At 69.0% G+C, this 25,264-nt stretch carries 16 protein-coding genes and 1 pseudogene; 16 read left to right on the top strand and 1 reads right to left on the bottom strand.

All coding sequences use genetic code 11. The features are described 5' to 3' along the window. Positions 1-124 precede the first annotated feature (124 nt). Entirely contained in the window at positions 125-304 is a 180-nt protein-coding gene (locus ACXJLH_RS28645) for a hypothetical protein (protein ID WP_457447818.1), read from the bottom strand. Positions 305-402: 98 nt separating this feature from the next. Between ACXJLH_RS28645 and ACXJLH_RS28650 the strand changes: the two genes are divergently transcribed. The 16 genes and pseudogenes from ACXJLH_RS28650 to ACXJLH_RS28725 all read left to right on the top strand — a co-directional run. After that, a complete protein-coding gene (locus tag ACXJLH_RS28650; RefSeq protein WP_457447820.1) occupies positions 403-2,550 on the top strand; it encodes a dockerin in 2,148 nt (715 codons plus the stop codon). Between the two features lie 31 nt (positions 2,551-2,581). Continuing rightward, positions 2,582-4,000, top strand: coding sequence for a hypothetical protein (locus ACXJLH_RS28655; protein WP_457447822.1), 1,419 nt, complete (start codon positions 2,582-2,584; stop codon positions 3,998-4,000). A 21-nt stretch (positions 4,001-4,021) separates the two neighbouring features. Next, positions 4,022-6,070 carry a beta-galactosidase gene (locus ACXJLH_RS28660; protein ID WP_457447824.1) on the top strand — a complete coding sequence of 683 codons (2,049 nt, stop codon included), beginning with the start codon at positions 4,022-4,024 and terminating at the stop codon, positions 6,068-6,070. A 302-nt stretch (positions 6,071-6,372) separates the two neighbouring features. Continuing rightward, positions 6,373-6,687, top strand: coding sequence for a hypothetical protein (locus ACXJLH_RS28665; RefSeq protein WP_457447826.1), 315 nt, complete (start codon positions 6,373-6,375; stop codon positions 6,685-6,687). A gap of 79 nt (positions 6,688-6,766) precedes the next feature. Further along, positions 6,767-8,719, top strand: a complete 1,953-nt coding sequence (locus ACXJLH_RS28670; protein ID WP_457447828.1) for a sialate O-acetylesterase — start codon at positions 6,767-6,769, stop codon at positions 8,717-8,719. 68 nt (positions 8,720-8,787) lie between these two features. Then, entirely contained in the window at positions 8,788-9,996 is a 1,209-nt protein-coding gene (locus ACXJLH_RS28675) for a glycoside hydrolase family 27 protein (RefSeq protein WP_457356610.1), read from the top strand. Between the two features lie 52 nt (positions 9,997-10,048). Then, a complete protein-coding gene (locus ACXJLH_RS28680; protein WP_457447830.1) occupies positions 10,049-12,352 on the top strand; it encodes a right-handed parallel beta-helix repeat-containing protein in 2,304 nt (767 codons plus the stop codon). A gap of 38 nt (positions 12,353-12,390) precedes the next feature. Continuing rightward, positions 12,391-13,155, top strand: coding sequence for an ABC transporter ATP-binding protein (locus tag ACXJLH_RS28685; protein ID WP_457447832.1), 765 nt, complete (start codon positions 12,391-12,393; stop codon positions 13,153-13,155). Further along, positions 13,152-14,672 (top strand): putative ABC transporter permease subunit, encoded by a 1,521-nt coding sequence (locus tag ACXJLH_RS28690; RefSeq protein WP_457447833.1) that lies wholly within the window; start codon positions 13,152-13,154, stop codon positions 14,670-14,672. Before ACXJLH_RS28685 ends, ACXJLH_RS28690 begins: the two co-directional genes overlap by 4 nt. Positions 14,673-14,733: 61 nt before the next feature. Beyond that, positions 14,734-17,634, top strand: a complete 2,901-nt coding sequence (locus ACXJLH_RS28695) for a M16 family metallopeptidase (RefSeq protein ID WP_457447835.1) — start codon at positions 14,734-14,736, stop codon at positions 17,632-17,634. A gap of 82 nt (positions 17,635-17,716) precedes the next feature. Beyond that, positions 17,717-18,736 carry a hypothetical protein gene (locus ACXJLH_RS28700; protein WP_457447837.1) on the top strand — a complete coding sequence of 340 codons (1,020 nt, stop codon included), beginning with the start codon at positions 17,717-17,719 and terminating at the stop codon, positions 18,734-18,736. Beyond that, positions 18,736-19,542: a MotA/TolQ/ExbB proton channel family protein gene (locus tag ACXJLH_RS28705; RefSeq protein WP_457447839.1), complete on the top strand. Its 807-nt coding sequence runs from the start codon at positions 18,736-18,738 to the stop codon at positions 19,540-19,542. Before ACXJLH_RS28700 ends, ACXJLH_RS28705 begins: the two co-directional genes overlap by 1 nt. Beyond that, positions 19,532-19,954 (top strand): ExbD/TolR family protein, encoded by a 423-nt coding sequence (locus ACXJLH_RS28710; RefSeq protein WP_056194722.1) that lies wholly within the window; start codon positions 19,532-19,534, stop codon positions 19,952-19,954. Before ACXJLH_RS28705 ends, ACXJLH_RS28710 begins: the two co-directional genes overlap by 11 nt. Further along, positions 19,951-21,468, top strand: coding sequence for a hypothetical protein (locus tag ACXJLH_RS28715; protein ID WP_457447841.1), 1,518 nt, complete (start codon positions 19,951-19,953; stop codon positions 21,466-21,468). Before ACXJLH_RS28710 ends, ACXJLH_RS28715 begins: the two co-directional genes overlap by 4 nt. A 192-nt stretch (positions 21,469-21,660) precedes the next feature. Then, positions 21,661-24,597: a beta-galactosidase GalA gene (gene galA / locus ACXJLH_RS28720; RefSeq protein ID WP_457447843.1), complete on the top strand. Its 2,937-nt coding sequence runs from the start codon at positions 21,661-21,663 to the stop codon at positions 24,595-24,597. A 53-nt stretch (positions 24,598-24,650) separates the two neighbouring features. Continuing rightward, positions 24,651-25,264 (top strand): annotated as a pseudogene (locus ACXJLH_RS28725) (hypothetical protein); the annotation flags it as partial.

Genomic DNA, 25,264 nt, shown 5'->3' on the forward strand with positions numbered 1-25,264 from the left:
TGAAAGCCGTTCATTAAGTAATGCGCAACCTGTGATCAGCGCCGCCATGTCAAGCCCTCAACGAACCCAACCTCGTTTCCCATCATGAAGAAGTACAGCAAACCACTCACCGTTCTCTCCATCGTCACCGCGACCCTGGTGGCCGGCTGTGGCGGCGGCGGCGGCGGTGGCGACGCACCCGCACCCGCTCCTGCACCTGCACCTGCACCTGCACCTGCACCTGCACCTGCACCTGCACCTGCACCTGCACCTGCACCTGCACCTGCACCTGCACCTGCACCGGCACCGGCTCCGGCTCCGGCACCTGCTCCGGCTCCGGCTCCGGCTCCGGCTCCGGCTCCGGCTCCGGCTCCGGCTCCGGCTCCGGCTCCGGCTCCGGCCGAGGGCACCACCTGGACGAGCGTGAAGTGGGGCGGCGGCGGCTACGTCACGGGCCTGGTCTTCCACCCGACCACCGCCAACCTGCTGTACGCGCGCACCGACATCGGTGGCGCCTACCGCTGGAACCAGCCCACGTCGTCCTGGGTGCCCATCACCGACGGCCTGGGCTTCGGTGGCGGCGAGGCCAGTTTCCACGGCGTCGAGAGCATCGCCGTCGATCCGAACAACGATCAGCGCGTCTACATGGGCGCCGGCATGTACACGTCCGGTGGCAACGGCCGCCTGTACATCTCCAGCAACCGTGGTGACCAGTGGACCTATGTCGCCCTGCCTTTCCCGCTGGGCGGCAACAACCCCGGCCGGGCCATCGGCGAGCGCCTGATGGTCGACCCCAACAAGCCGTCGACGCTGTTCTACGGCTCGCGCACAGCCGGCCTGTGGAAGAGCACCGACTCGGGCCTCACCTGGGCGCAGGTCACGTCGTTGTCGACCCTCAAGATGACCCAGGACCAGATCAACGCCAACGGCGGCACGGCCATGGGCGTCGAGACGGTCGTCTACGACACCGGCACCAAGGGCAGCGGCACGGCCACGCAGACGATCTACGCCCCCATCGCGCCGGACTATGTGCAGACCGCAGGCCTGGCCTCGAACCTGTACAAGTCCACCAACGGCGGCGCCTCGTGGACCCCGGTCACGGTGCCGATCTCCGGCTATCACATCCCGCACATGGTGCGTGCCGCTGACGGCATGTTCTACGTGGTCTTCACCAGGGACGCCGGTCCCGGCTCCGCCGGTCCCGCCCGTCTGTACAAGTTCGACGGCAGCAACTGGACCTTGCTCAGGAGCGACGACTCGGTCGGCTACGGCGGCGTGTCCGTCTCCGGCACCGGCGCGACCACGCGCATTGCGCTGGGGATCACCAACACCTGGGGCAACTTCCCCGGCCAGCGAATCCTCCAGCTGTCCGACGATGCCGGCCGGAACTGGCGCGAGATCGAAGCGATGACGCCGGGCGAGGTCTCCTGGGGCTGGATCGACGATGTGGAGATCGATCCCTTCAACCGCGATCACATCCTGCACGTCTCCGGCGGCGTCATGCAGACAAGCAACGCCTCCTCGGCCACGCCAACCTGGGCCATGACGGTCGACGGCCTTGAGGAGACGGCCGTGCTGGGCCTGGCCACGCCGCCGGCCGGCGCCACCTACACCGTCATCAACAGTTCGGGCGACGTCGGCGCCTGGGTGCACACCAACCTCACGACCAAGCCGACGCTGACGCCGGCCACCGACTGGAGCAACAGCTTCGCCGCCGACATGGCGTGGTCCGATCCGCAGTACATGGCCACCATCGGCGTCTACCTGGGCAACAACACCGCCTACGGCATGTGGTCGGGCGACGGCGGCAAGACCTGGGCGAAGTTCGCCACTTACCCGACGGGCGCGGCGCAAAACACGGGTGGGGAAGCGAGCATCGCCATCACCGCGCGCAACAAGGCAGTCTGGGCACCCGGCTACTCGGTGCCGTCCTACACCACGGACAACGGCGCCACCTGGGTGCCGACCAATCTGCCCGCGATCAACAGCGTCTTCCCCCGCGCCTACCACCTGGTCGCGGATCGCAAGAACCCGAACAAGGTCTATGCCTACGATTCCGGTGGCCACTGGTGGGGCACGCCGGGCAAGGTCTACACGTCGACCGATGGCGGCCACACGTTCACGCTGAGCCAGGGCTCGGTGAACGCAGGGCTGGCGCCGAACTACTTCGGCAACACCTCGCTGGCGGTCAACCCCAACGTCGAAGGCGACCTCTGGCTGACCGACGGCAACGCGGTGTACCACTCGACCGATTCGGGTGCGAGCTGGGCCAAGCTCAGCAACTTCGCGTCGATCTTCATCGGCAACCCATGGGCCGACGTGCAAGGCGCCAGCGCMATCGCGCTGGGCAAGGCCAAAGCCGGCGCGCCGTACTCGGCGGCGGTCTACGTTGTGGGCGTCAGCAACGGCGTSTGGGGCGTGCATCGCTCTGATGACGGCGGCGCCACCTGGACGCGCTTCAACGACGACGCGAACCAGTTCGGCGGCATCGGCGTGATGGCGGCCGAYCAAGSCATCTACGGCCGGATCTACATCAGCGGCACCGGCCGCGGAATGCTTTACAGCAACTGAACCTCGCGCCCTTCCTCATTCCGCATCGCTCATGAACAAGACGAACTCGACAGCCACCACCTCGCTCGATGAACCGGCCCGCCGCAGCTTCGTGCGCACCGTGGCAAGCGCCGGGCTGGCCGCCATGGCCGGCGGGTCGGCGGCAGCTGCCGCTGGCCCCTCTGCCAAGGCCTCGGCCACCGGCGGCGCCCCCGAGCCCGGCTTGCCCTTCCACGCCTGGGCCCCCACGCCGCCCATGGGCTGGAACAGCTGGGACGCCTTCGGTGCCAGCGTCACCGAAGCGGAGTACCTGGACAACGCGCGCATCCTGGCCGAGCGCTTCCTGCCCTTCGGCTACGACACCGCCACCGTCGACATCCAGTGGTACGAGGCGGGCGCCACGTCGGGGTGGTACCGGGACTTCGCGCCGCTGGTGCTGGACGCCCACGGCCGCCCGCAGCCCGCGCCCAACCGCTTCCCCAGCGCCGCCGGTGGCCGCGGCTTCGCGCCGCTCGCCGCCAAGGTGCACGCCATGGGCCTGCGCTTCGGCGTGCACATCATGCGTGGCATCCCGCGCCAGGCGGTCGGGCTGGAACTGCCCATCGCCGGCAGCAAGTACCGCTGCAACGAAGTCGCCGATTCCCACTCCACCTGCGCCTGGAACACCGACATGTGCGGCGTCAAGCCCGAGCATCCCGGCGCCTTCGAGTGGTACCGCGCCTGGTTCGCCCAGCTGGCCGAGTGGGGCGTGGACTTCGTCAAGGTCGACGACATCGCTGCGCCCAACTATCACGCCAAGGAAGTGGAGCTGATCCGCCGCGCCATCGACGCCACCGGTCGGCCCATGGTGCTGAGCCTGTCGCCCGGCCCGGCGCACCTGGATCAATCGGCCCACCTGCAGGCGCACGCCAACCAATGGCGCGTGTGCAACGACTTCTGGGACACCTGGCCCCAGTTGCGCGACAACCTCGTGAACCTCGTCAAGTGGGCGCCCCACGCCCGCGCGGGCGCCTGGCCCGATGCCGACATGCTGCCCGTCGGCAAGATCGGCCTGCGCAACTACGACGAGAAAGGCCGTGGCGAGCGCGATACCGGCTTCACGCGTGACGAGCAGTTGCTGATGCTGACGGCCTGGACCTGCGCGCGCAGCCCGCTGATCCTCGGCAACGACCTGCGCAAGCTCGACGACTGGACGCTGCGCCTGGTCACCAACCCCGAGGTGCTGGCGCTGCTGCGCGTGCCCGGGGCACGCGAGTGGCACTCGGTGGCCCAGGGCCATCGCTTCGTCTGCAACGGCCCGCAGGGCACCTGGGCAGCGTGGTTGAACACTGGCGACGCGCCTTGGCAGGTGCCGCTGCCTGCGTGGCTGCCCGACGCCAGCCGCGACTGCTGGGCACGCGCCGACCTCCCCGCAGGCACCCGCGTGCTGACCGTGCCGCCGCATGGGGCGCGCCTCGTGCGTTGCGCCTGATGGGTATCGCTGATCCCGATCATGAAACTGAAAAAGACTCTGATTGCCTGCTCGCTGGCCCTGGCCGCGCTCAACCCCGCCTTCGCCCAGAGCGCCGAAGGCCACCCCGACTGGCCCGGGGCCGGCCAGCTGTTCGCGGGCGTGAACTACCAGCCCGTGGACCGCACGCTGGCGCAGGTCAAGCGCGACGTTGCGCTGATGAAGCAATCCGGCTTCAAGGTCGTCCGCATGGGTGACCTGGCCTGGGACTACTTCGAACCCGAGGAAGGCAAGTTCGACTTCAAGCATTTCGACGCCGTGATGGCCGAGGTGCACGCCGCCGGCATCAAGGTCATCCTCGACATCCCGGGGCAGCCGGCGCCGATGTGGCTGCACCACAAATACCCCGGTGTCGACATCACCAACCAGGCCGGCACCCGCCTGGCGCCGGCCGAGCGCTACATGGACAACATCGGCGACCCGGACTACCGGCGCCTGGCCACGCGCATGGCCGACACGCTCATCAAGCGCTACGCCAAGCATCCGGCCCTGCTGGCCGTGGGCTATGACAACGAGATCGGCAACGGCTACATCTCCTATTCCGAGGCTGACCGCAAGCGCTTCGTCGAATGGCTGAAGAAGCGCTACGGCAGCATCGACGCGCTGAACAAGGCCTGGGCCACGCAGCGCTGGTCGCGTCGCATCGGCAAGTGGGAAGAAGTGCGGCTGCCCTATGCCGACGGTCCGGGCCCCGCCGAGCGTTATCTGGACCTGCGCCGTTTCTGGTCCGACCTGACCATCGCCGTTCTCGACGACCGGGAGGCCGTGCGCCGCAAGAACACGCCCGACAAGCCGACGCTGTCGAACTACTGGAGCTGGTCGGGCCGCAAGGGCTTCGACTACCACGGCAGCTATCGCCAGCACACCACCTATGGCGCCATGGGCTTCTATGCCGGCGAACCGATCTACGGCGGATGGCAGGCGGCCCTCATCAGGGCGGGCATGACGACGCCGACCTGGTTCAACGAGTTCACCGCCGGCGGCCCAGGCTCCTACGGCAGCAAGGGCTGGTCGCGCATGTGGGCCCACTTCGTGCTGCTGATGGGCGGCCAGGCCGCGCTGGCCTGGACCTTCAACAGCCATCTCGGCGGCGAGGAGCAGGCGCTGATGGGCCTGCTCGACCATGACGACCGCCCCTCGTGGAAGCTGGCCGAATGGGCCCGCATCGCCGGCGACTACGCCAAGCTGGAGAAACTGGGCTTCCCGCGCCGCGTCGAGCCCAAAGTGGCCATCGCCTACTCCTTCGACAACGTCGCGGCCCACAGTGCCAATGGCCCGGCCAACAGCTCCCGCGACTACCTGAAGACGTCCTATCAGAAGCAGGCCCTCGGTGCCTTCGAGCCGCTGCTGAAGGACAACATCGACGTCGCGGCCATCAAGCTCTCCTACGAAGACCTGAGCCGCTACCGCCTCATCATCCTGCCCGGCATGTACCTGCTGGACAAAGCCTCCACCGAGGCGGTGCGCAAGTTCGTCACCGACGGCGGCACCGTGATCATGACGGCGCAGTCGGCCAAGGTGAATGACAACAACCAGTGGCATGACACGCCGCTGCCGGGCGGCCTGACCGACGTGTTCGGCCTGCGCACCAACGAGTTCTACAACGCCGGCAAGGTCGAGACTCGCATCGGCGACGTCGACGCCAAGGGCGACCTCGGCTTCATCGAGGTGCTGGAGCCGTCCACCGCCGAGGTGCTGGCGCGCTTCACCAACACCGGTGACAAGGTGCCGGCCGTGACCGTCAACAAGTTCGGCAAGGGCCGCGCGATCTACGTCGGCACGGTGGCGCAGCCTGAAGTGATGCGCGCGCTGTACCGTCAGCTCTACCCCGGCCTGGGGCTGGAGCCCGGCCCGAAAACGCCGGACGGCGTCTATGCACGGGTGGTGCAGGGCCGCAACTACTACGTCAACACCACAGGCGAAGCCAAGGACGTGGCCATCGACGGCACGGCCAAGGGCCTGATCAGCGGGCGCAGCTGGACGGGCACGCTGACATTGCCCGCTCAGGGCGCCGACCTGCTTGAGAAATAAGTGCGGCGCGGCGCTTCGACCACAAACACGGGAGACAACATGGCTGATATCGCACGGTGACCTGCTGAAGACGCCCGACGGCGCGTTCGCACGTACTGTTGAAGTCGGATGCTCTAAGTCAACACCAACGACGCCGTCGTGGACGTTGCCATCGATGGCGCGATGAAGGGTGTACTCGGTGGCCAGTGTCGGGAGGCCAACCGGAGGCTGGAGCCCGAAGCGTCGAACTGTTGGAACGCTGGAATCCGCAATGCGACCGATCCCTTGACCCTCCTGATGCAAGCAACCGATTGAAAACTTCAATGCTTACCTGCCTCCTTTCCCTGACAACCCGGGGCGCTCGCGCAGTCTCGTTCGCCGGGCTTGCCGCCGCTCTGCTCCTCAGCGCCTGTGCCGCCGTCGGAACAGACTTTGACCCCGCCCTTGTTGCCAAGATGACCCCGAACGTGTCCACCCTTGATGACGCGGCCAAGTTGCTTGGCAACCCAACCAGCGTCACGCAGCACCCCGACGGCAGCAAGTCCGCCAACTGGGTCTACGGCTCGAAGAGTCTCTTCCATACCTCAAGCAAGACTTTGGCGCTTCATTTCGGCCAGAACGGCACATTGACGTATTGAACCTGGCTTGACTACCAAGCCTCGACACTGAACGGAATGCGCCCGACATCGGCCTGCCCTAACAAATCCTTTGCGACCCATGAAGAAAACAGCCCTGCCCCTGCTCCTGGCCCTGCTGGCCGCCACCGCCCATGCCGAAGTGCGCCTCGCCGAGGTGTTCGGCGAGCACATGGTGCTCCAGCGTGACCGGCCTCTGCGCGTGTGGGGCCAGGCCACGCCCGGCAAGACCCTGACCGTCGACCTCGGCGGCCACACCGGCACCGCGCGCGTCGGTGCGGACGGCCGCTGGCGCGTTCAACTGGCCCCGCTGCCGGCGGGCGGCCCGCACCGTCTCGTCGTCACGGGCGACAAGACCGCGGTGCTGAACGACGTGCTGATCGGCGATGTCTGGCTGCTCGGCGGCCAATCGAACATGGAGTGGCCGCTGGCGCAGACCGACACCGGCCCGCAGGAAGTGGCCTCGCCGCAGAACGCACAGCTGCGCCACCTGCGCGTGCCGCTGCGCGCCAGCGTGCAACCCGAAGCCGACATCGCGCCCGCGCCCTGGGTCGTCGCGGAGCCCGGCCGCGTGGCCGAGTTCAGCGCCGTCGGCTACCACTTCGCGCGCCAGATGCAGGCCGTGCAAGGCGTGCCCATCGGCCTGATCAACACCGCCTGGGGCGGCTCCATGCTGGAGACCTGGATGAGTCGCGACGCGGCGCTGCGCGACCCTGACCTCGCACCCGCGGTGCGCGCCTTGCCGGCTGACAACGCTGCCTTCACCGCGGCGCTGGGCCGGCGCATGCTGCCCCGCATCGCCGCCTGGCAGAAGGGTCTGCCGGTGGAGGGTGCGGACGCCTCGGGCTGGTCCGCCGCTGCCGACATCGACGCCGACTGGCCCACGCTGCAGGCGCCCGGCAACTGGGAAGGCCAGGGCCTGGCCGACGTCGACGGCGTCGTCTGGATGCGCAAGCGCATCGAGCTGAAAGCCGCCCAGGCCGCGGGAGCCGCGGAGCTGCACCTGGCCAAGGTGGACGACTGCGACGAGGTCTGGGTCAACGGCCAGAAGGTCGGCGGCCAGTGCGGCTGGGAGCAGGCACGCCACTACACGCTGCCGGCCGGCCTGCTGCGCGCGGGCGCCAACTGGATCGCCGTGCGGGTGACCGACAACGGCGGCGGCGGCGGCATCGATGGCGAGGCTGCCAACCTGCGCCTGGACACGGCGGCCGGCACCGTGTCGCTCGCCGGCCCCTGGCGGGCACGCGTCGAGAAGCTCGTGGTGGCCGGCGGCCCGGTGGCGAACAACGCCCCGGCCCTGGGCCACAACGGCCTCATCGCACCGCTGCAAGGCCTGTCCGTGCGCGGCGTGCTCTGGTATCAGGGCGAGGAAAACTCCGGGCGCGCGGCGGCCTATGCCGACGGCTTCAAGCGCCTCATCCAGGACTGGCGCAGCCAGTTCGCCGACCCCGACCTGCCCTTCCTCTTCGTGCAACTGGCATCGTGGCGGCCCATGGCCGAGAACCGGCCCGACGGTAACGGCTGGGCCGAACTGCGCGCCAGCCAGGCCGCGGCTCTGGCCCTGCCTCACACCGGCATGGCCACGGCCATCGACGTGGGCGATGCGGTCGACATCCACCCCCGCAACAAGCGCACGGTGGGCCAGCGCCTGGCCGCGCTGGCGATGCACGAGCTGGGCCTGCGCACCGCGCCGGCCACAGGCCCGCGCCTGATGGGCCATGAGTCGAAGGGCGGCGAATTAGCGCTGCGCTTTGGCACCACCGCCGGCGGCCTGCGCACCGCCCGCGCCGGCGAGCCACTGCGCGGCTTCTACCTGGCGGGCGCCGATCGGCGCTGGGTGCCGGCCGAAGCACGTTTCGACGGCGACCGCATCGTGCTGCGCAGCACCGCCGTGCCGTCGCCTGTCGCCGCGCGCTATGCCTGGGTCAACAACGCCAGCGAAGCCAATGTGGTCGGTGGCGATGGCCTGCCCCTGCCGCCGCTGCGCACCGACGACTGGCCGCTGGAGTCGGCAGGCCGGCGCTACGGGCGCTGAATCCGACGCCCGTCCGACGCACCACTCCAGAACGCCCCTCTCTTCCAGTCCCTCCAAAGAACTTCTGCATGCACCACCTCATCCGACGCGCCGCTCGTACCGTCGCACTGCTCTGCTTCATCGCCACCACGCACGCCCATGCCGACGGGACGCTGAAGCTGGAGGCTCCCAAGCCCAATGTGGCGCCGACCCCGCCGATGGGCTGGAACTCGTGGAACAAGTTCGCCTGCAACGTCAGCGAAAAGCTGATCCGCGAACAGGCCGATGCCATGGTCGCCTCGGGCATGAAGGACGCCGGCTATCAATACCTCGTCATCGACGACTGCTGGCAGAAAAGCCGCGACGCCGACGGCAACATCCAAGCCGATCCGGAGCGCTTCCCGTCCGGCATGAAGGCACTCGCCGACTACGTGCATGCCAAGGGTCTGAAGTTCGGCCTGTATTCCGACGCTGGCTCTCTGACCTGCGAAGGCCGCCCCGGCAGCGCCGGCCACGAGTTCCAGGACGCGCGCCAGTACGCCAAATGGGGCGTCGACTACCTGAAGTACGACTGGTGCAACACCGGCACCCGCAACGCCGAGGCGGCCTACACCATCATTGCCAAGGCCCTGCGCGCGTCCGGCCGCGACATCGTGCTGTCCATCTGCGAATGGGGCACCGACCATCCCGAGCGCTGGGGCCCGACGGTGGGCCACCTGTGGCGCACCACCCACGACATCTACGACGGCTGGGAAAGCACGAAGGACAAGGGGAATGGCATGACCAACGTCCTGGACATGCAGGCCGCGCGCGGGGGCGTGTCAGCGCCAAATGCCTGGAACGACCCCGACATGCTGGAAGTGGGCAACGGCGGCATGACGACCACCGAGTACGAGTCGCACTTCTCGCTGTGGGCCATGCTGGCCGCGCCGCTGATCGCCGGCAACGACTTGTCGAAGATGGACGCCGACACGGTGCGCATCCTCACCAACAAGGACGTCATCGCCGTCGACCAGGATCCACTGGGCCAGCAAGGCCGCCGCGCGCTGAAGGAAGGCGACCTCGAAGTCTGGGTGCGTCCGCTGGCGGGCGGTGAGCACGCGGTGGTGCTGTTCAACCGCGGCAAGACGCCGGCCGACATGAAGGTGGCTTGGGAACAGCTCCAACTGCCCGTCGACCAGAAGGCCGACGTGAAGGACCTGTGGAGCAAGAAGGTCACGAAGGGCGTGAGCGGCAGCTACGGCGGCAAGGTTGCACCGCATGGCGTGATCATGGTGCGCATCAAGGCCGCGCCGTGACGGGACCGGCGAACACCAGCCATCCAACGCGGATGACCGAGAGGGACGCGCCATGAGGCTGATGACCCTGCTGCTCACTCTGGCGGTTCTGGCCTGCGGCGCGCAGGCCGATGCGCTGACCGTGAAGGACGCCAAGTCGCTGGAGACGGCCCTGCAGCGGGCGCGGACGGACAAGCGCATCCACCGCATCGAGCTGGCTGCTGGCAACTACCAGCTGTCGGCGCCCATCGTCATCGACGAGGCCCTGTCGGGCACGGCAGACGAGCCCTTCGTGCTCGCCGCTGCGCCTGGCGCCCAGCCCGTACTGAGCGGCGCGATGTCGCTGCCGGCACTGCGCTGGGAGGCCTGGAAGGACGGCATCTGGCGAGCCCGCCTGGCCGACGCTTCGTTTCAACGCCTGTGGTTGGGGCAGCACGCGCTCGTGCGCGCCCGCTACCCCAATCTCGACCCGGCCAACCCGGGCTTTGGCGGCGCCGCGGATGCCACCTCGCCCGAGCGCGTCGCACGCTGGCGTGACCCGCAAGGTGCCGTGCTTCACGCGTTGCACGGCTACGGTTGGGGCGGCCTGCAGATCCCCATCCTCGGCAAGAAACCCGACGGCAGCCTGGACTACGGCCCGCAACTGGCCAACAACCGCGTCATGCCGCCGAGCGACAAGGACCGCTACGTCGAGAACGTGCTGGAGGAACTGGACGCGCCGGGCGAATGGTTCCATGACCGCCGCGAGGGCTGGCTCTACTTCAAGCCGCTGGCCGGCGAACGGCCGCCGGCACGGGGCTTTCGCGGCAGCGCGCAAGAAGCCCTCATCCGCATTGAAGGCCGCACGGCCCAGGTACAGCATGTGCGGGTTCGCAATCTCGTGTTCCGGGAAACGGAACCCACCTTCCTGAAGGCCACCGAGCCGCTGCTGCGCTCGGACTGGAAGTTCTATCGCGTCGGCGCCGTGACCATCGAGAACGCCGGCAACGTTCGCGTCGAGAACTCCGAGTTCGTCGACCTCGGCGGACATGCCGTCGTCGTCAGCGGCCGCGCGGAGCGTGTGGCCGTCTCGGGCAACCACATCCATGACATCGGCGGTACGGCCGTGGCCTTCGTCGGCCGCCCTGAGGCGGTGCGTTCGCCGCTGTTCGAGTACCACGAGCAACTGGAGATCGCGGCCATCGACCGCACGCCCGGCCCCAAGTCCGACGCCTATCCCAAGGACGCCGAGGCCAGCGACAACCTCATCCACGACATCGGCCAGATCGACCGCCAGGCCACCGGGGTGCAGATCGCGATGGCGGTGCGCATCACGGTCGACCACAACAGCATCTACCGCATGCCGCGCGCCGGCATCAACATCGGCGACGGCAACTGGGGTGGCCACCGCCTCACCCACAACGACGTGTTCGACACCGTGCGCCTGACCGGCGACCACGGCAGCTTCAACAGCTGGGGCCGTGACCGCTACTGGCACCCCGACCGCGCCCAGATGGACCGCCGCGCCGCAGCCCACCCCGAGCTGGCGCTGCTGGACGCCGTCGAGCCCATCGTCATGCGGCGCAACCGCTGGCGTTGCGACCATGGCTGGGACGTCGACCTGGACGACGGCGCCTCCAACTACGTCATCGAAGAGAACCTGATGCTGGCCGGCGGCCTCAAGCTGCGCGAGGGCTTCCAGCGCATCGTGCGCAACAACATTCTCGTGAACAGCAGCTTCCACCCGCACGTATGGTTCGACAACGGCGGCGACGTGTTCGAGTCCAACGTCGTCATGGGGGCGCATCAGCCGGTGGAGATCAAGCGCTGGGGGCGCAGCGTGAACCGCAACTTCTTCGTCACCGAAGCGGACCTGCGCGCTGCCCAGGCGCGCGGCACCGACGCCGACTCCGTGGCTGGCGACCCGCGCTTTGCCGCACCGGCCCAAGGCGACTACACGGTCACCAACGCGGCGCTCGCCGCGCGCGTCGGCTTCGTCAACTTCCCCATGGACGACTTCGGCGTGCGCCCGGCGAGGCTGAAGGCGCTGGCGAAGCAGCCCGCATTCCCGGTGACCCAGCAGCTCAGCCAGGCCGCGCCACCGCAAGCCGTGCAACAGCTGTACGGGCTGAGCCTCAAGCCGGTCGAGACGCTGGGCGAGCAATCGGCCGCCGGCCTGGGCGACAAGGCCGGCGTCATCGTGCTGAGCGTCGAGGCAGGCAGCGCCGGCGATGCGGCCGGCTTCAAGCCGCGTGACGTCATCGTCGGTGCGGAGAAGGCGGGCGCCATCGCCGATGTGGCGGCGCTGCGGGTCCTGCTGGCCGACGGGACAGACCTCGTCATCGTCCGCAACCAGGCCCGTATCCGCCTGCGCTGGCCCAGCCCCGCAAAACCATAAAAGTTGAACACGCCCGTCATCAGGCAGGGAGAAAAAAGATGAACCAACAATCTCCGCAGCGGGCATCCGCACTGGAAATCAACGGCCTGGTGAAGCGATTCGGCGGCCAGCCCGCCGTGGACCAGCTCAGCCTCAGCATCCCGCAGGGCGAGTTCCATGCGCTGCTCGGCCCCAACGGCGCCGGCAAGACGACCACGCTGCGCATGGTGGCCGGGCTGTTGCGGCCCGATGGGGGCAGCGTGCATATCCTGGGCCACGATGTCGCGCTCGAGCCCATCGAAGCCAAACGCAGGCTGGCCTTCCTGCCCGACGACCCGCTGCTGTACGGCAAGCTGCGCCCGCTCGAGTACCTGGAGTTCGTGGCCGGCCTGTGGGGCATCGAGCCCGACGTGGCCGCGCCGCGCGCCGAGGAGCTGCTGCGCTGGCTGGACCTGTGGACTCACACCGGCGAGATCACCGAAGGCTTCTCACGTGGCATGCGCCAGAAGCTGGCGCTGGCCGGCGCGCTCATTCACGACCCGCAGTTGCTGATCCTGGACGAGCCGCTCACCGGGCTGGACGCGGCGGCGGCGCGCCAGGTGAAGGACCTGCTGGTCGAGCGAGTCAGGCAGGGTCACACGGTCATCCTCACCACGCACATCCTGGAGATCGCCGAGCGGCTGACGCAGCGCATCAGCATCATCCATCGCGGCCGCATCACCGCCCAGGGCACGCTGGACGAACTGCGCGCCCGTGCGGCGACCGGCGGCGGGCCGGGCGGGACGCTGGAAGACGTGTTCCTGCAGCTCACGAGCGCGGCATGACGGCGCTGCTGGCGTTGCGCCCGGGCTCCGTGCTGTGGCTTCTCCGTCACGAGCTCCGGCTGGGCTGGCGCGGCATGGGCAAGCGGATGGCCCGTGGGCTGCTGGGGTTCGCCGTCGCGCTGAGCGTGGCGCTGCACGTCGGCGCCTACTTCGTTCTGCGCATGTGGCCACCCGGCAGCGAGCAGCTTGTGCTGACCATGTTGGTCTGCGCGGCGGCCTGGATCGCCATCAGCCTGATGCTCGCGCAGGCCATCCTGCAGTCCGTTGAGGCGCTGTTCGACCGCGGTGACCTCGACCTGCTGCTGTCGTCACCGGTGGCGACACACACTGTTTTCATGGTGCGCGGCCTGGGCATCGTCGCCAACGTCGGCGGGCTGTTCCTGTTCCTGCTGGCGCCGTTCGCGCACGTGGGCCTGTTCCTCGGGCACCCGCAGCTGCTCGGCATCTACCTGGCGGTGCCGGCACTGGCGCTGGCGACCATCGCACTGGGCCTGGCACTCACGCTGGCGCTGGTCCGTGTGCTCGGCGCCCGCCGGGCCCGCATCGTGGCGCAGGTGCTGGGCACGCTGATGGGCGGGGCGTTGGCCGTGCTGTCGCAGCTGCCCAACGTGATCAGCGCTGCCGATCTGCAGCAACTGCTTGCCCGGTTGATCCGCTGGGCCGAGCCAGGCGGTCCGCTGGCGCCGGACAGTCCCCTCTGGTTTCCGGGCCGCGCGCTGGTCGGCGCGCCGCTGCCGCTGCTGACGGTCGCGCTGGTCGGTGTCGTCGGCTTCGGGCTCGTCATCGGTCTGGCCCACCATCGTTTCCTGGCGGGCACGCAGGAGTCCGTCACCGGCAGCGCCAGGCGTATCGCGGCGGCGCCGCAGCGCGGCAGCGTCCGGTTCAAGGGCGGGCTGTGGCGCAGCGTGCTGGTCAAGGAGTGGCGCCTCATCGCACGCGACCCGCAGCTCATCGCCCAGACGCTGCTGCAGCTGCTGTACCTGCTGCCTGTGGTGCTGCTCGCACTGCGCGGCGCGGGGCTGACCGTGCTGGCGTCTGTGGCGGTGATGCTGGCATCGTCACTGGCGAGCAGTCTGGCCTGGATCACCGTCGCGGCCGAGGATGCGCCTGACCTGCTGGGCAGCGCACCGGTTCCACCGTCGCTGCTGCGCTGGCCGAAGGTGCTGGCCGCGCTGGTGCCAGTGTGGTTGGTGGTGTCGCCGCTGCTGCTGGTCTTGCCGACGCACGGCCTCTGGCTGACGCTGACGTTTCTTTTCTGCCTCGCCGGCGGCACGGTCTCGGCCGGTGTGATGCAGGTGTGGTACCCCATCCAGGGCAAGCGCAAGGATCTGATGCGGCGCGCGAAGGGCAAAGGACCGGTCGGCATGATCGAAATACTCACAGGCCTTGCCTGGGCGGGCACGGCGTACTGCCTGAATGAGGTACCGCGCTACTCGCCCTTGCCCTTGCTGACCGCCTTGCTCGGCTGCAGCGTGGTGTGGTGGATGGGCCGTTCACGCCGGGCAGAGACGGCATGAAAAGAGAGTCGGGCCCTTGCCGGCCCATCAACAAGCCCGTCATCGGGCAGGGAGAACAAGCATGAAATCCAGATTCCAGCAGCGCGCATCCGTGCTGCACGCCGTCGCGCTGGCCGCAGCGCTGATGTGCGGCGTCGCCGCCGCGACCGCCCGTGCCGAGGCATCGGCCGCGACGGCCACCATCGCCGCAGCGCAGCCTGCCTGGGGCCATGAGCTGGTCCAGCGCAAGCCTGATCCGGCGGTGCGTTTCGGCCGCCTGCCCAATGGCTTGCGCTACGCCATCCAGCACAACGAGACGCCCAAGGACGGCGTGGCCATGCGCATGCGCATCGGCGCAGGCTCGCTGCAGGAGCGTGATGAAGAGCAGGGCCTGGCCCACTTCCTGGAGCACATGGCCTTCCGCGGCAGCGCCAAGCTGCCAGACGGCGAGGTGGTGCATCTGTTGCAGCGCCAGGGCCTGAGCTTCGGCGCGGACACCAACGCCTTCACCGATTTCGAGCAGACCGTCTACCACTTCAACTTCCCCAAGGCCGACGCCGCGGCGCTGGACACGGGCCTGATGCTGTTCCGCGAGATTGGCGGGCACCTCAAGCTCGACGCCCAACTCGTCGAGCAGGAAAAGGGCGTCGTGCTGTCGGAGGAGCGCACGCGCGACGTGCCCGGCATGCGCGCCTTCCTTGCCGAGCAGGCCCTGACGCTGGCCGGCACGCGCGTGGCCCAGCGCCTGCCCATCGGCCGCATCGACACCGTCCAGGCCGCCACGGCCGACAAGCTGAGGCGCTACTACCAGGCCAACTACCGGCCCGACAACGCGACCCTCATCGTCGTCGGCAACATCGACGTTGACGCCGTCGAGAAGCAGATCCGCGAGCGCTTCGCCGACTGGAAGGCGGGCGGCAAACCCGACGCCCTCGACCTCGGCGCGGCCAAGCCGACACAGCCCGCGGCCGAGTTCATCGCCGACGGCGCGCCTGACAAGCTCTCGCTGACCTGGATCAACCCGCCGGACATGCGCCCGCCCACGCTGGCCTTCGGCCGCGACCTGCTCGTGCAGCAAATGGCCGCCGGCGTGCTCAACCTGCGCCTGAGCGACCGTGCCCTCAAGCCAGGCAGCCCCTTCCTCGGCGCCTTCGGCATGGACATGCCGCGCATCTACAAGGTGACAGGCCAGGCCCAGCTGACACTGATGGCGCCGCCCGAAAAATGGGCCGAGGCCCTGGATGCCGCGACGGCCGAGCTGCGCCAGTTGCAGGCCCAGGGCGTGCAGCCGGCCGACCTGCAGCGCCTCATGCCGACCATCCGCAGCGCGCTCCAGGCCATGGTGGCCCAGGCACCGACGCGCCAGAGCGCGGCCATCGCTGACGCCCTGGTCAACGCCGTCCACTACGAGGGCCTCTACCAGAGTGCCGAACAGGGCGTGGCCGAGGCGGAGCCGATGCTGGCGTCCATCAAGCCCGAGGAACTGACCGCCGTGCTGCGCCGCGACTTCGGTGGCCGGCCGCTGGTCTTCCGCAGTGCCAAGGCCGGCGCCGCCGGGCCGCAGGCCCTGTCTGCCCAGCTCGCCCAGGCCATGGCCCGGCCGCTGCAGGCCCAGGCCGCGCCGGTGACCGTGACCTGGCCCTACACCGACTTCGGCGCCGCCAGCGCCATCGTCAGCAAGACGACCGACGCCGAACTGGGCAGCACCACGCTGGCCTTTGCCAACGGCACGCGCCTGGTCATCAAGCCCACGGCACAGGAGAAGGACAAGGTCATCGTGCAGGTGCTGGTGGGCCAGGGCATGGCCGGCCTCAAGCCCGAGCAGGTGTCGGCCACCTGGACCCTGAACATGTTCCCGCTGGGCGGCACCGGCAAGCTTTCGCTGGCAGAGGTGGCGCAGTGGCAGCAGGCCGGCGGCGTGCTGGCCGGCCTGAATCTGCAAATGGACAGCCGACGCGTGCTGCTGGTGGGCGACACCCGCCCGACCGACCTCAAGCCCCAGCTCCAACTGCTGGCCGCCTTCGTGCGCGACCCTGGCTTTCGCCCGGAAATGGGTGAGAAGCTGGCCGGCGTGGCGCCGATGATGGCCAACCAGTTCGAGACGCTGCCCGGCATCGTCTATGGGCGCGAGTTGTCCAAGGTGATGAACAACGGCGAGCCGCGGCTCGGCGGCGTGCCCACCGCGGCCGAGTTGCTGGCTGCCCGCGGCGACGATGTCGGCGCCATGCTGCGACCGGCCCTGGCCGGGGCGGCTGATGTGGTGGTCATCGGCGATGTGAGCGAGGAAGCGGCCATCGCCGCCGTACAGGCCACCTTCGGCGCCGGGCCGGCGCGCCCGCGCCTGCCGGCCGTGCCGCTCAAGGCCACGCCGCCCGCCGATGGCGGCGCGCCTCATGTGGCCCTGCACAAGGGCCGCACCGACCAGGGCATGCTCGGCTGGCACTGGTCCATGCCCGACCAGTGGACAGACACCGCCTTGTCCAACACCGGCCGGGTAGCGGCCACGCTGCTGCAGACGCGGCTGGTCGACATCGTGCGCGAGAAGCTCGGCATCACCTACTCGCCGCGCGCCAGCGGCGGCGGCGGCCTGGACATCGCCGGCCAGGGGCGCTTCAGCGCCGAGATCGAGACGCCGCCCGAGAAGTTCGACGCCTTCCGCGAGGTGCTGCGCGCCCAGCTCAAAGAGCTGGCCGCGCAGCCGGTCGGCGCCGACGAGCTGCAGCGAGCCAAGCAGCCCATGGTTGAACAAAGCCGCAAGGCGCCCGAGTACAACGGCCACTGGGCCTACTGGCTGCAGCGCATCCTCATCGAGCCGCGCATGAAGGCCATGATGCAGAGCGAGACGGCCAACCTCGAAGCCGTGACGGCCGAGCAGGTGCAGGCCTTCTTCCGCGACCGCATCGCCAAGCGGGAGCCCATCGAGGTGGCGGCGCGGGCGGGTGAGGCGGCCGGGCAGGCGGCCACGTCGGAAAGGGCCAAGTAAGCAGCAGTCATCCGGTCTGCGCGTGGTTGCAGGCGCTTCGGCGCCACGCCGTCCGGACCGTGTCGAACAAGGAGCAGGAACCATGACAGAACAGCCGCAACACACGGGGGCCTCCGCGCCCGCTCAGCCTCGCCGCGTCCTCGCAATCGTCATCGCGTTCGCGGTGATAGGCACCGGGACCTGGCTGTACAAGCGCCCGCCCCCTGCCGAGGCGCCGCTGCCGAGCCCGCAGGCGCAAGCCAGTCAGGCGGCCAGCGGCGTTGCGCCGGCCGAGCCGCCGGCCCAGGCCGCGTCGACGGCAGCCTCCGCTGCGCCGGTCCAGGCCGCAGCCGCCCGGGCTTCGGCGTCGGCGCCCGACTACAGCGCCATGGCCAAGAAGGCGATGGAGCAGGCCAACTCGCCGGCTGAGGCGCTGCGCAAGGTGCAGGTGGCGCTGGGCGGCGGCACGCCCAAGGAGCTGCTGGAGGCGGCGCAGATGCTGCAGATGTGCTCGATGATGGCCGGCGCGCCTGGGGCGCTGTACGCCATGCGCGACGGCGCCAACGGCGTGCCGGAACCGCTCAAGAAGATGATGGACGCCGGGGGCGGAGTCAACAAGGTGATCGAGTCCGCCGAGGGTCAGGCGCGGCGCTGCCAGGTCTTCGACCAGGCCACCCTGGGGCGCAGCAAGGAGCTGTTCCAGCGCGCCTATGAAGGCGGGGCGGAGGGCGGGGCCTCGGCCTACCTGAACGCGCTGCAGAACCCATTGGAGAAGGAGAAAGCCGATCCCGCGCTGATCGCGAAACTGCAGGCCGAGGTCCGCAAGGCTGCGGCGAGCGGCGATGCTGACGCGCTGCTGCACCTGGCCATGGCCACCGGCGACAGCGCCCGCGATCTGGGCGTCACGCCGGTGCAGCGTGCGGGCTACAAGGTGGCTTGGAAGACCATCCAGGATGAGAAGTTTCCCGGCATCGGCATGGGTGACATCATGGAAAAGGCCATGGCGACGGCCTTCGATCAGGCCAAGTCGACCAAGCCCCTGAGTGCCGCAGAGCAAGCCGAGGCGGCCGCGCTCGCGCAGCAGGTGGTGGACGCCTGGCGGCGCAAGCGCAAGGGCGGGTGATGACTGCTTCGACCGTCGTGCACCGCTGGCGGCGCGCCGCGCTGGCCGCCGTGCTGCCTCCGCTCAACCCTCCCAACCCCATCAACTCCATGAAACGAATCGCAATCGCGCTTGGCGCAGCCAGCCTCCCCGGCCTGGCACTGGCGGCCGAGATGAACCTGGTCGAGCAGGTCGCCGAGGGTGGCGCTGCCGTGCTGGTCACGCTGGGGCTGTCCGTGCTGTTTCTGGCCGTGACCATCGAGCGCTTCGTGCACCTGCGCGCCCGCGCCGTGGTGCCGGCCGACCTGGTGGCGCGCGTGCAGCCGTTATGGACGGCGGGCCGCTTCACGGAACTGGAGACGCTGCTGGCCGACGACGGCAGCACGCTGGCGCGCGTCATCGCCTTCCTGCTCGCGCATCGCCATCAGCCCTACGCAGTCGTCAGCAGTGCGGCCGGCGACATCGCCTCGATGGAACTGCGCCAGCACCAGCAAAAGGCCTATGCGCTGGCCATCGTGGCCACGGTGGCGCCCATCGTCGGCCTGCTGGGCACGGTGCTGGGCATGATCGACGCCTTCCATGTGATCGCCTTCTCCGAAGGCATGGGCAACCCGGCGCTGCTGGCGGGCGGCATCTCGAAGGCGCTGGTCAACACCGCCGCGGGCTTGACGGTGGCCCTGCCGGCGCTGGGCATGCACCACTTCTTCAAGCACCGCCTGGCGACGCTCGGCCTGGCGCTGGAGCGGCAGATCAATGCGCTGATCAACCAGCGCTTCCTGCCCGCGCCGGAAACGCCGGCACTGCGGGTGGTGCAGCATGCGCATTGACCTGGGCGAGGACGAAGCACCGGAGATCGGCTTGATCGCGCTGATCGACTGCATCTTCTTCCTGCTGATGTTCTTCATGGTGGCGACCTCGTTCAAGCAGCCCGTCGGCGAGAGGCCGCAGAAGGAGCTGCCCATCACGCTGCCGGCCGCGCAGATGAGCCTGGACCGCGTGGGCGCTGGTGCGCCGCCGCTGACGATTGGCGTGGACAAGCAAGGCAAGCTGTATGTCGACGGCAGCGCGGTATCTGTGCAGGGCCTGCACGACCGCCTCAAGCAGGAGGCGGCGAGCAACCCGGGCCGCCCCATCCGCATCGACGGCGACGAGATGGCGCGTTATCAGGCCATCGTGCACGTGCTGGACCTGTGCCAGTTCGAAGGCTTCACCAAGATTTCCATGCACACCCGTCAATGAGCTGGGAACCCCGCCGTTCACCGCTGCTGTCCCTGCTCGTGGCAGCCGCCACGCAGGTGGTGCGCCGGCCCTATCTGTCGCTTTCCGTGGCCGCGCATGCCGCGCTGCTGGGGTGGCTGTACTACTTCGGCAGCTATCAGCTGGAGCTGCGCGAGCAGGAAGCCGAAGTCGCATCCAGCCTGCGCGCCACCGGCCAGGCCAGCACGGCCAAGCGCCTGCAAGACCTGCAGACCATCAAGCGGCTGATGGAGAAATCGGCAGCCATTGATCCAGAGCCGGGCCTGCCCCCTGCGGTGCCGCAAACGCCGCAGGAAATGGTGGAACAGGCGCGTGAGCTGTCCAAGGCCATCGACGCGCTCGACAAGGAAATCAAGGCCGAGGAGCTGGCCCAACTGACCGGCGTGCCCAAGCCGCCACCAGCGGCCGAGCCGCCACCGGCTGCGGCGCCGCAGGCGCCCGTCGCGCAAACCACGGCGGCCAGCAATAACGCTGCGCCCGAGTCCAAGGAGCCCGTCGCGTCGGAAAAGCCTTTGCAGCAGCTTGGGGCCAAGGCGAACGAGGCGCAGGCTGACGCAGGCAAGGCGGGCGAAGGCAAGGCGGGCGGCAGTACGCCAGCGCCCGTCACGCAGGAGATGGCGGACAGCGAAGTCGCCGCGCTTGAAGCCAAGGCGCGAGGCACGCTGGCCAAACGTCAGCAGCGCCTGGAGGCCAAGGCGAACGGCGTGCAGGTCGAAGGCGGCAAGCCTGGCTCGGGCGGGGATGGCACTGGCGGTCGCCCCGGCGCACCGTCCGTCAAGGGCGGCGGGTCGGATACGTCGGTTCTCGCCGAGATCGGCAACTTCATCGCTGCGGACGCCCGCACCGAACACGCGACATCATCGAAAAGATACTGGGGCACCGACTTCTTCGACCATGGCAAGGCCCAGGTCCCGCCCGTCGATGCGGCCGGTCTCGTGCGCGGACAAGGGCGCGTGCTCGGCCAGGGCGGGGAGTACGCGAACCGGGTCTACCTGAACAGCTGGTATGTCATCGGGCCTTTCCCCGGCCGCCATGAGGGTGGCCTGTTCGACAACCCGACCTACCCGCCCGAGAAGGCGGTGCTGTTGGACGCCGTCTACTACGGCAAGGACAAGCGCCTGCTCAAGTGGCGCTACGTGACCGCGCAAAGCTATCCGTTCGTGCCGCCCGACCAGGTCGAAGATTCGGTTTACTACGGCTACACCGAGGTGTTCGTCGACGAAGCCCAGGACCTGATCGCTTGGATAGGGGCCGATGACGACGTCCAGATCTACCTGAACGACCGCATGGTGTGGAAGGGCGGCAACGCCAACAAGGCGACGTATTTCGACACCATCTTCAACGGCGGCCCGAGCTATCTGCGCGACTACAACCGCACCGAAGGCAAGCGCCTCCTGCACTTCAACAAGGGCCGCAACAAACTCTTCTTCAAGCTGTCCAACGGCCCGAATGCGTCATTCCTGTCCATGGTGCTGACGCGTTCGGAATCGCGTTGATAGCTGCGCTCAGTTCGTCGATAGGGTCTTCTCCAATTGCACCGGTCTGACCAATTTCTGCAAAATCGCCTGACTAAGGCGCGAATTTTCTTATTGGTATTACCGGTATTTTGCGCAACCGCTCGCGCCACCAGCACCGTACGGTCCGGCCGCGGCTCACCAGCCGACCAAGCCTTCACGTCCGGAAAACCCATGAAACTCCAGAGCACCCTGCTGTCCCTCGCGCTGTCGCTGGCCGCACTGAGTCCCCTGGCCGCCCAAGCCCAGAGCGCCGACGGCCGCACGGATTGGCCCGGCGCCGGGCAGCCCCATGTCGGCGCCACTGCGGCCGATAGCCCGCGCCAGCGCACCCGCATCGACGATGGCTGGCGCTTCGCGCTGGGCCACGCGTCGGACCCGGCGCAGGACTTCGACCACGCCATACGGCCGTTCTTCTTCGGCAAGGCTGGTTACGGCGACGGCCCTGCCGCAGCCGACTTCGAGGACCGGCCATGGCGCCGCGTCGACCTGCCGCATGACTGGGCCGTGGAGCTGCCATTCAGCCCACGCGGCAGTACGCAGCACGGCATGAAAGCCATCGGCCGCGGCTTCCCCGAGAACAGCGTCGGCTGGTACCGGCGTGAGCTGCCCATTCCTGCGTCGGCGCGCGGCCAGCGCATCGCGCTGGAGTTCGACGGCGTGTTCCGCGACAGCGTCGTCTGGGTCAACGGCCACTACCTGCACCGCGAAGCCAGTGGCTACTCGGGCTTTCAGGTCGACATCAGCGACTACCTGAACTTCGGCGGGCGCAACGTCGTCGCAGTGCGCGTGGACGCCACGACGCCAGAGGGCTGGTGGTACGAAGGCGCAGGCATCTACCGCCACGTGTGGCTGACGCAGACCGGGCCGCTGCACGTGGCGCCGCAAGGCAGCTTCGTGCGCGCCACGGTCAACGGCGACCGCGCCGAGGTGGCCGTCGACACCACCGTGCGCAACAGCGGCGAGGCGGCCGAGTCCTTCAGCCTGGAGCACGAGCTGCGCGACCCGGCCGGCCGCGTCGTCGCCCGCGCCAGCGTGCCGGCTGGCCGCGTTGCCGCTGACGCCAGCCTTGACGTGACGGCTCAACTGAGCGTCAAGGCGCCGCAGCTTTGGTCGCTGGAGACGCCGCAGCGCTACACGCTGACGACCGTGGTCAAGCGCGGCGCCGAGGTCGTCGACCGCGTTGACACGCCCTTCGGCATTCGCACCCTCCACTTCGACGCCAACGAGGGCTTCTTCCTCAATGGGCGCCACGTCAAGCTGCACGGCGTCAACAACCACCAGGACCACGCCGGCATCGGCGTCGCGTTGCCCAACGGCATGCACGACGCGCGGCTGAAGATGCTCAAAGGCATGGGCGTCAACGCCATCCGCTCGGCCCACAACCCGGCTACGCCCGAGCTGCTGGAGGCTTGCGACCGCCTGGGGGTGCTCGTCATCGACGAGCACCGCATGATGGGCACGGCGCCGCAGATCCGCGACGAACTGGAACGCATGGTGCGCCGTGGCCGCAATCATCCGTCGGTCATTCTCTGGTCGGTCGGCAATGAGGAATGGGCCATTGAGAACAGCGAGATCGGCACCCGCCTGACGCGGCAGATGCAGGCCATCGTGCGCCGCCTGGATCCGACGCGGCCGGTGACGCAGGCCGCCTCCAGCTCGGGCCAGCCCGAAGGCACGTCGGTCGGCTCGGACGTCATCGGTTTCAACTACAAGGGCCAGCACGACATCGACGCGATGCACCGGCGCTTCCCCGACCGGCCGATGCTCGTCACCGAGGAAGCCGCGACTCATGCCACGCGCGGCGTCTATGCCAACGATCCGGCCCGTGCCCGCATCGCCGCCTACGACAAACGCACGGGCACCCGCACCTCTTCCATCGAGGAAGGCTGGCGCTTCAATGCCGAGCGCCCCTTCCTTGCCGGCATGTTCGTCTGGACCGGCTTCGACTACCGCGGCGAGCCCTCGCCCTTCGGCTGGCCCGCCGTCTCGTCGCAGTTCGGCATGCTGGACACGACCGGCGCGCTGAAGGACAGCGGCCAGTACCTGAAGGCTGCGTGGACCGCCGAGCCCATGGTGCACGTGCTGCCGCACTGGAACTGGCCGGGTCGAGAAGGCCAGCCCGTCGATGTGCGCGTCTACGCCAATACCGACAAGGTCGAGTTGCTGCTGAACGGCCGTTCGCTCGGCCGTAAGGCGCTGGAGCGCTACGGCCACCTGCAATGGGCCGTGCCCTATGCGCCGGGCAGCCTGACGGCACGCGGCTATCGGGCCGGTCAGCTCGTCACCACGCAGACCGTGGCCACCACGGGCGACGGCACTGCGGTGCGGCTGACGGTGGACCGCGCGCGGCTGCGCGCTGGAGGCGATGACGTCGCGCTGGTCACCGTGAACGTCGTCGACCGCGAGGGCCGTGTCGTGCCGACAGCCAGCCACCGCGTCGCCTTCGAGACCAGCGGGCCGGTACGGCTCATCGGCATGGGCAACGGCGACCCCGGCTCCCACGAGGCCGACCGGCCAGCTGAACTGCATCGCTACGCTGCCGCTACGCACTGGCGACACCACAGCATCGCTCGACCCGAGGAGGCGGCCGCGCTGATGGGCGGAACCGCCCAGACCGGAGGCCCCGGCTGGCGCGACCCCTTCGCATGGGTTCCACCCGACCAGCGGCCCGCCGACAGCGCCTGGAACATGGTGCAGGCCACCATCACGCGCACGGCGCCCGCCGGCGAACGCCAGGTGCTGCTCCTCGGCGAGGTCGCACCAGGTGTGCAGTTCCTTCTGGACGGCCGCCCAGTCGCGCTACGGCAGGAGGCCGGCATGGCGGCCATCGACCTCGACCCGACCGCAGGGCCCGAGGCCACGCTGACCGCCGTCTTCCCGACGCCGGCCGGTGGCACGCGCGCGCTGTTCGACGGCGCGCAGGGCGGCCGCCGCTGGGCCACGCTGCGTACCACCACACCAGCCGCACCTTGGCAGCGCAGCGTGTTCAACGGCCATGCACAGGTGATCCTGCAGTCCACCGGCAAGACCGGGGACAGCGGCCGCGCCACGCTGCGCGCCGTCAGCGAGGGCCTTGCCCCAGCTGCGACGGTGATCGAGATCTTCTGAACGCCGATAAGCCTTACAGGCTGCCAGACAACAGCCGAACGTCACAAAAGAACATGACAACGCCATCTCACGACCCCGCCCCGACCACGACTGAAACCGGACAGCAGCAGCAATGGCGGCGGGGGGTCAACGGCTATGCGCTGACCATTGCGGTGATCGTCCATCTCATCCTGCTGGCGGCGGTGCTGATGTGGCGCACCCGCGTGCCGCCCCCAGAGAAGCCCCGCATCACGGATGTGAGCATCGTTGAGCTCAAGACCCCGCCAAAGCCTCCCGAGCCCCCGCCACCCGCCCCCAAGATGCCCGATCTGCCGCCCCCGAGCATGCCGCCCATGCCCGAACTCCCGGTGATCGAGGTGCCCAAGGTCGCGCCCGTGCCGCAAGCCGTCGCGCCSGTGGTGGCGGTGGCGCCGGCACCGCCGGCTGTCAGCGTGGCCCCGCCGCCAGCGCCTGCCCCGGCGGCCAGCAGCGCGGCGCCGGCCAAGCTGTTTGAGGAATGCGCGGACTCACCGGACCGGCCGATGGTGGCCGAGGTCTACCGCCTCCGACCGGACACCAAGTCGGTGAACGAAATGCGCCGGCGCAAACCYATCAAGACCGTTTGCCTGGCCCAGCTCGACATCACGCCGCGCGACCACCGCGAGGGCTTCCCTGGCCTGGACATGAA

This window comes from Roseateles sp. P5_E4 (assembly GCF_054049255.1).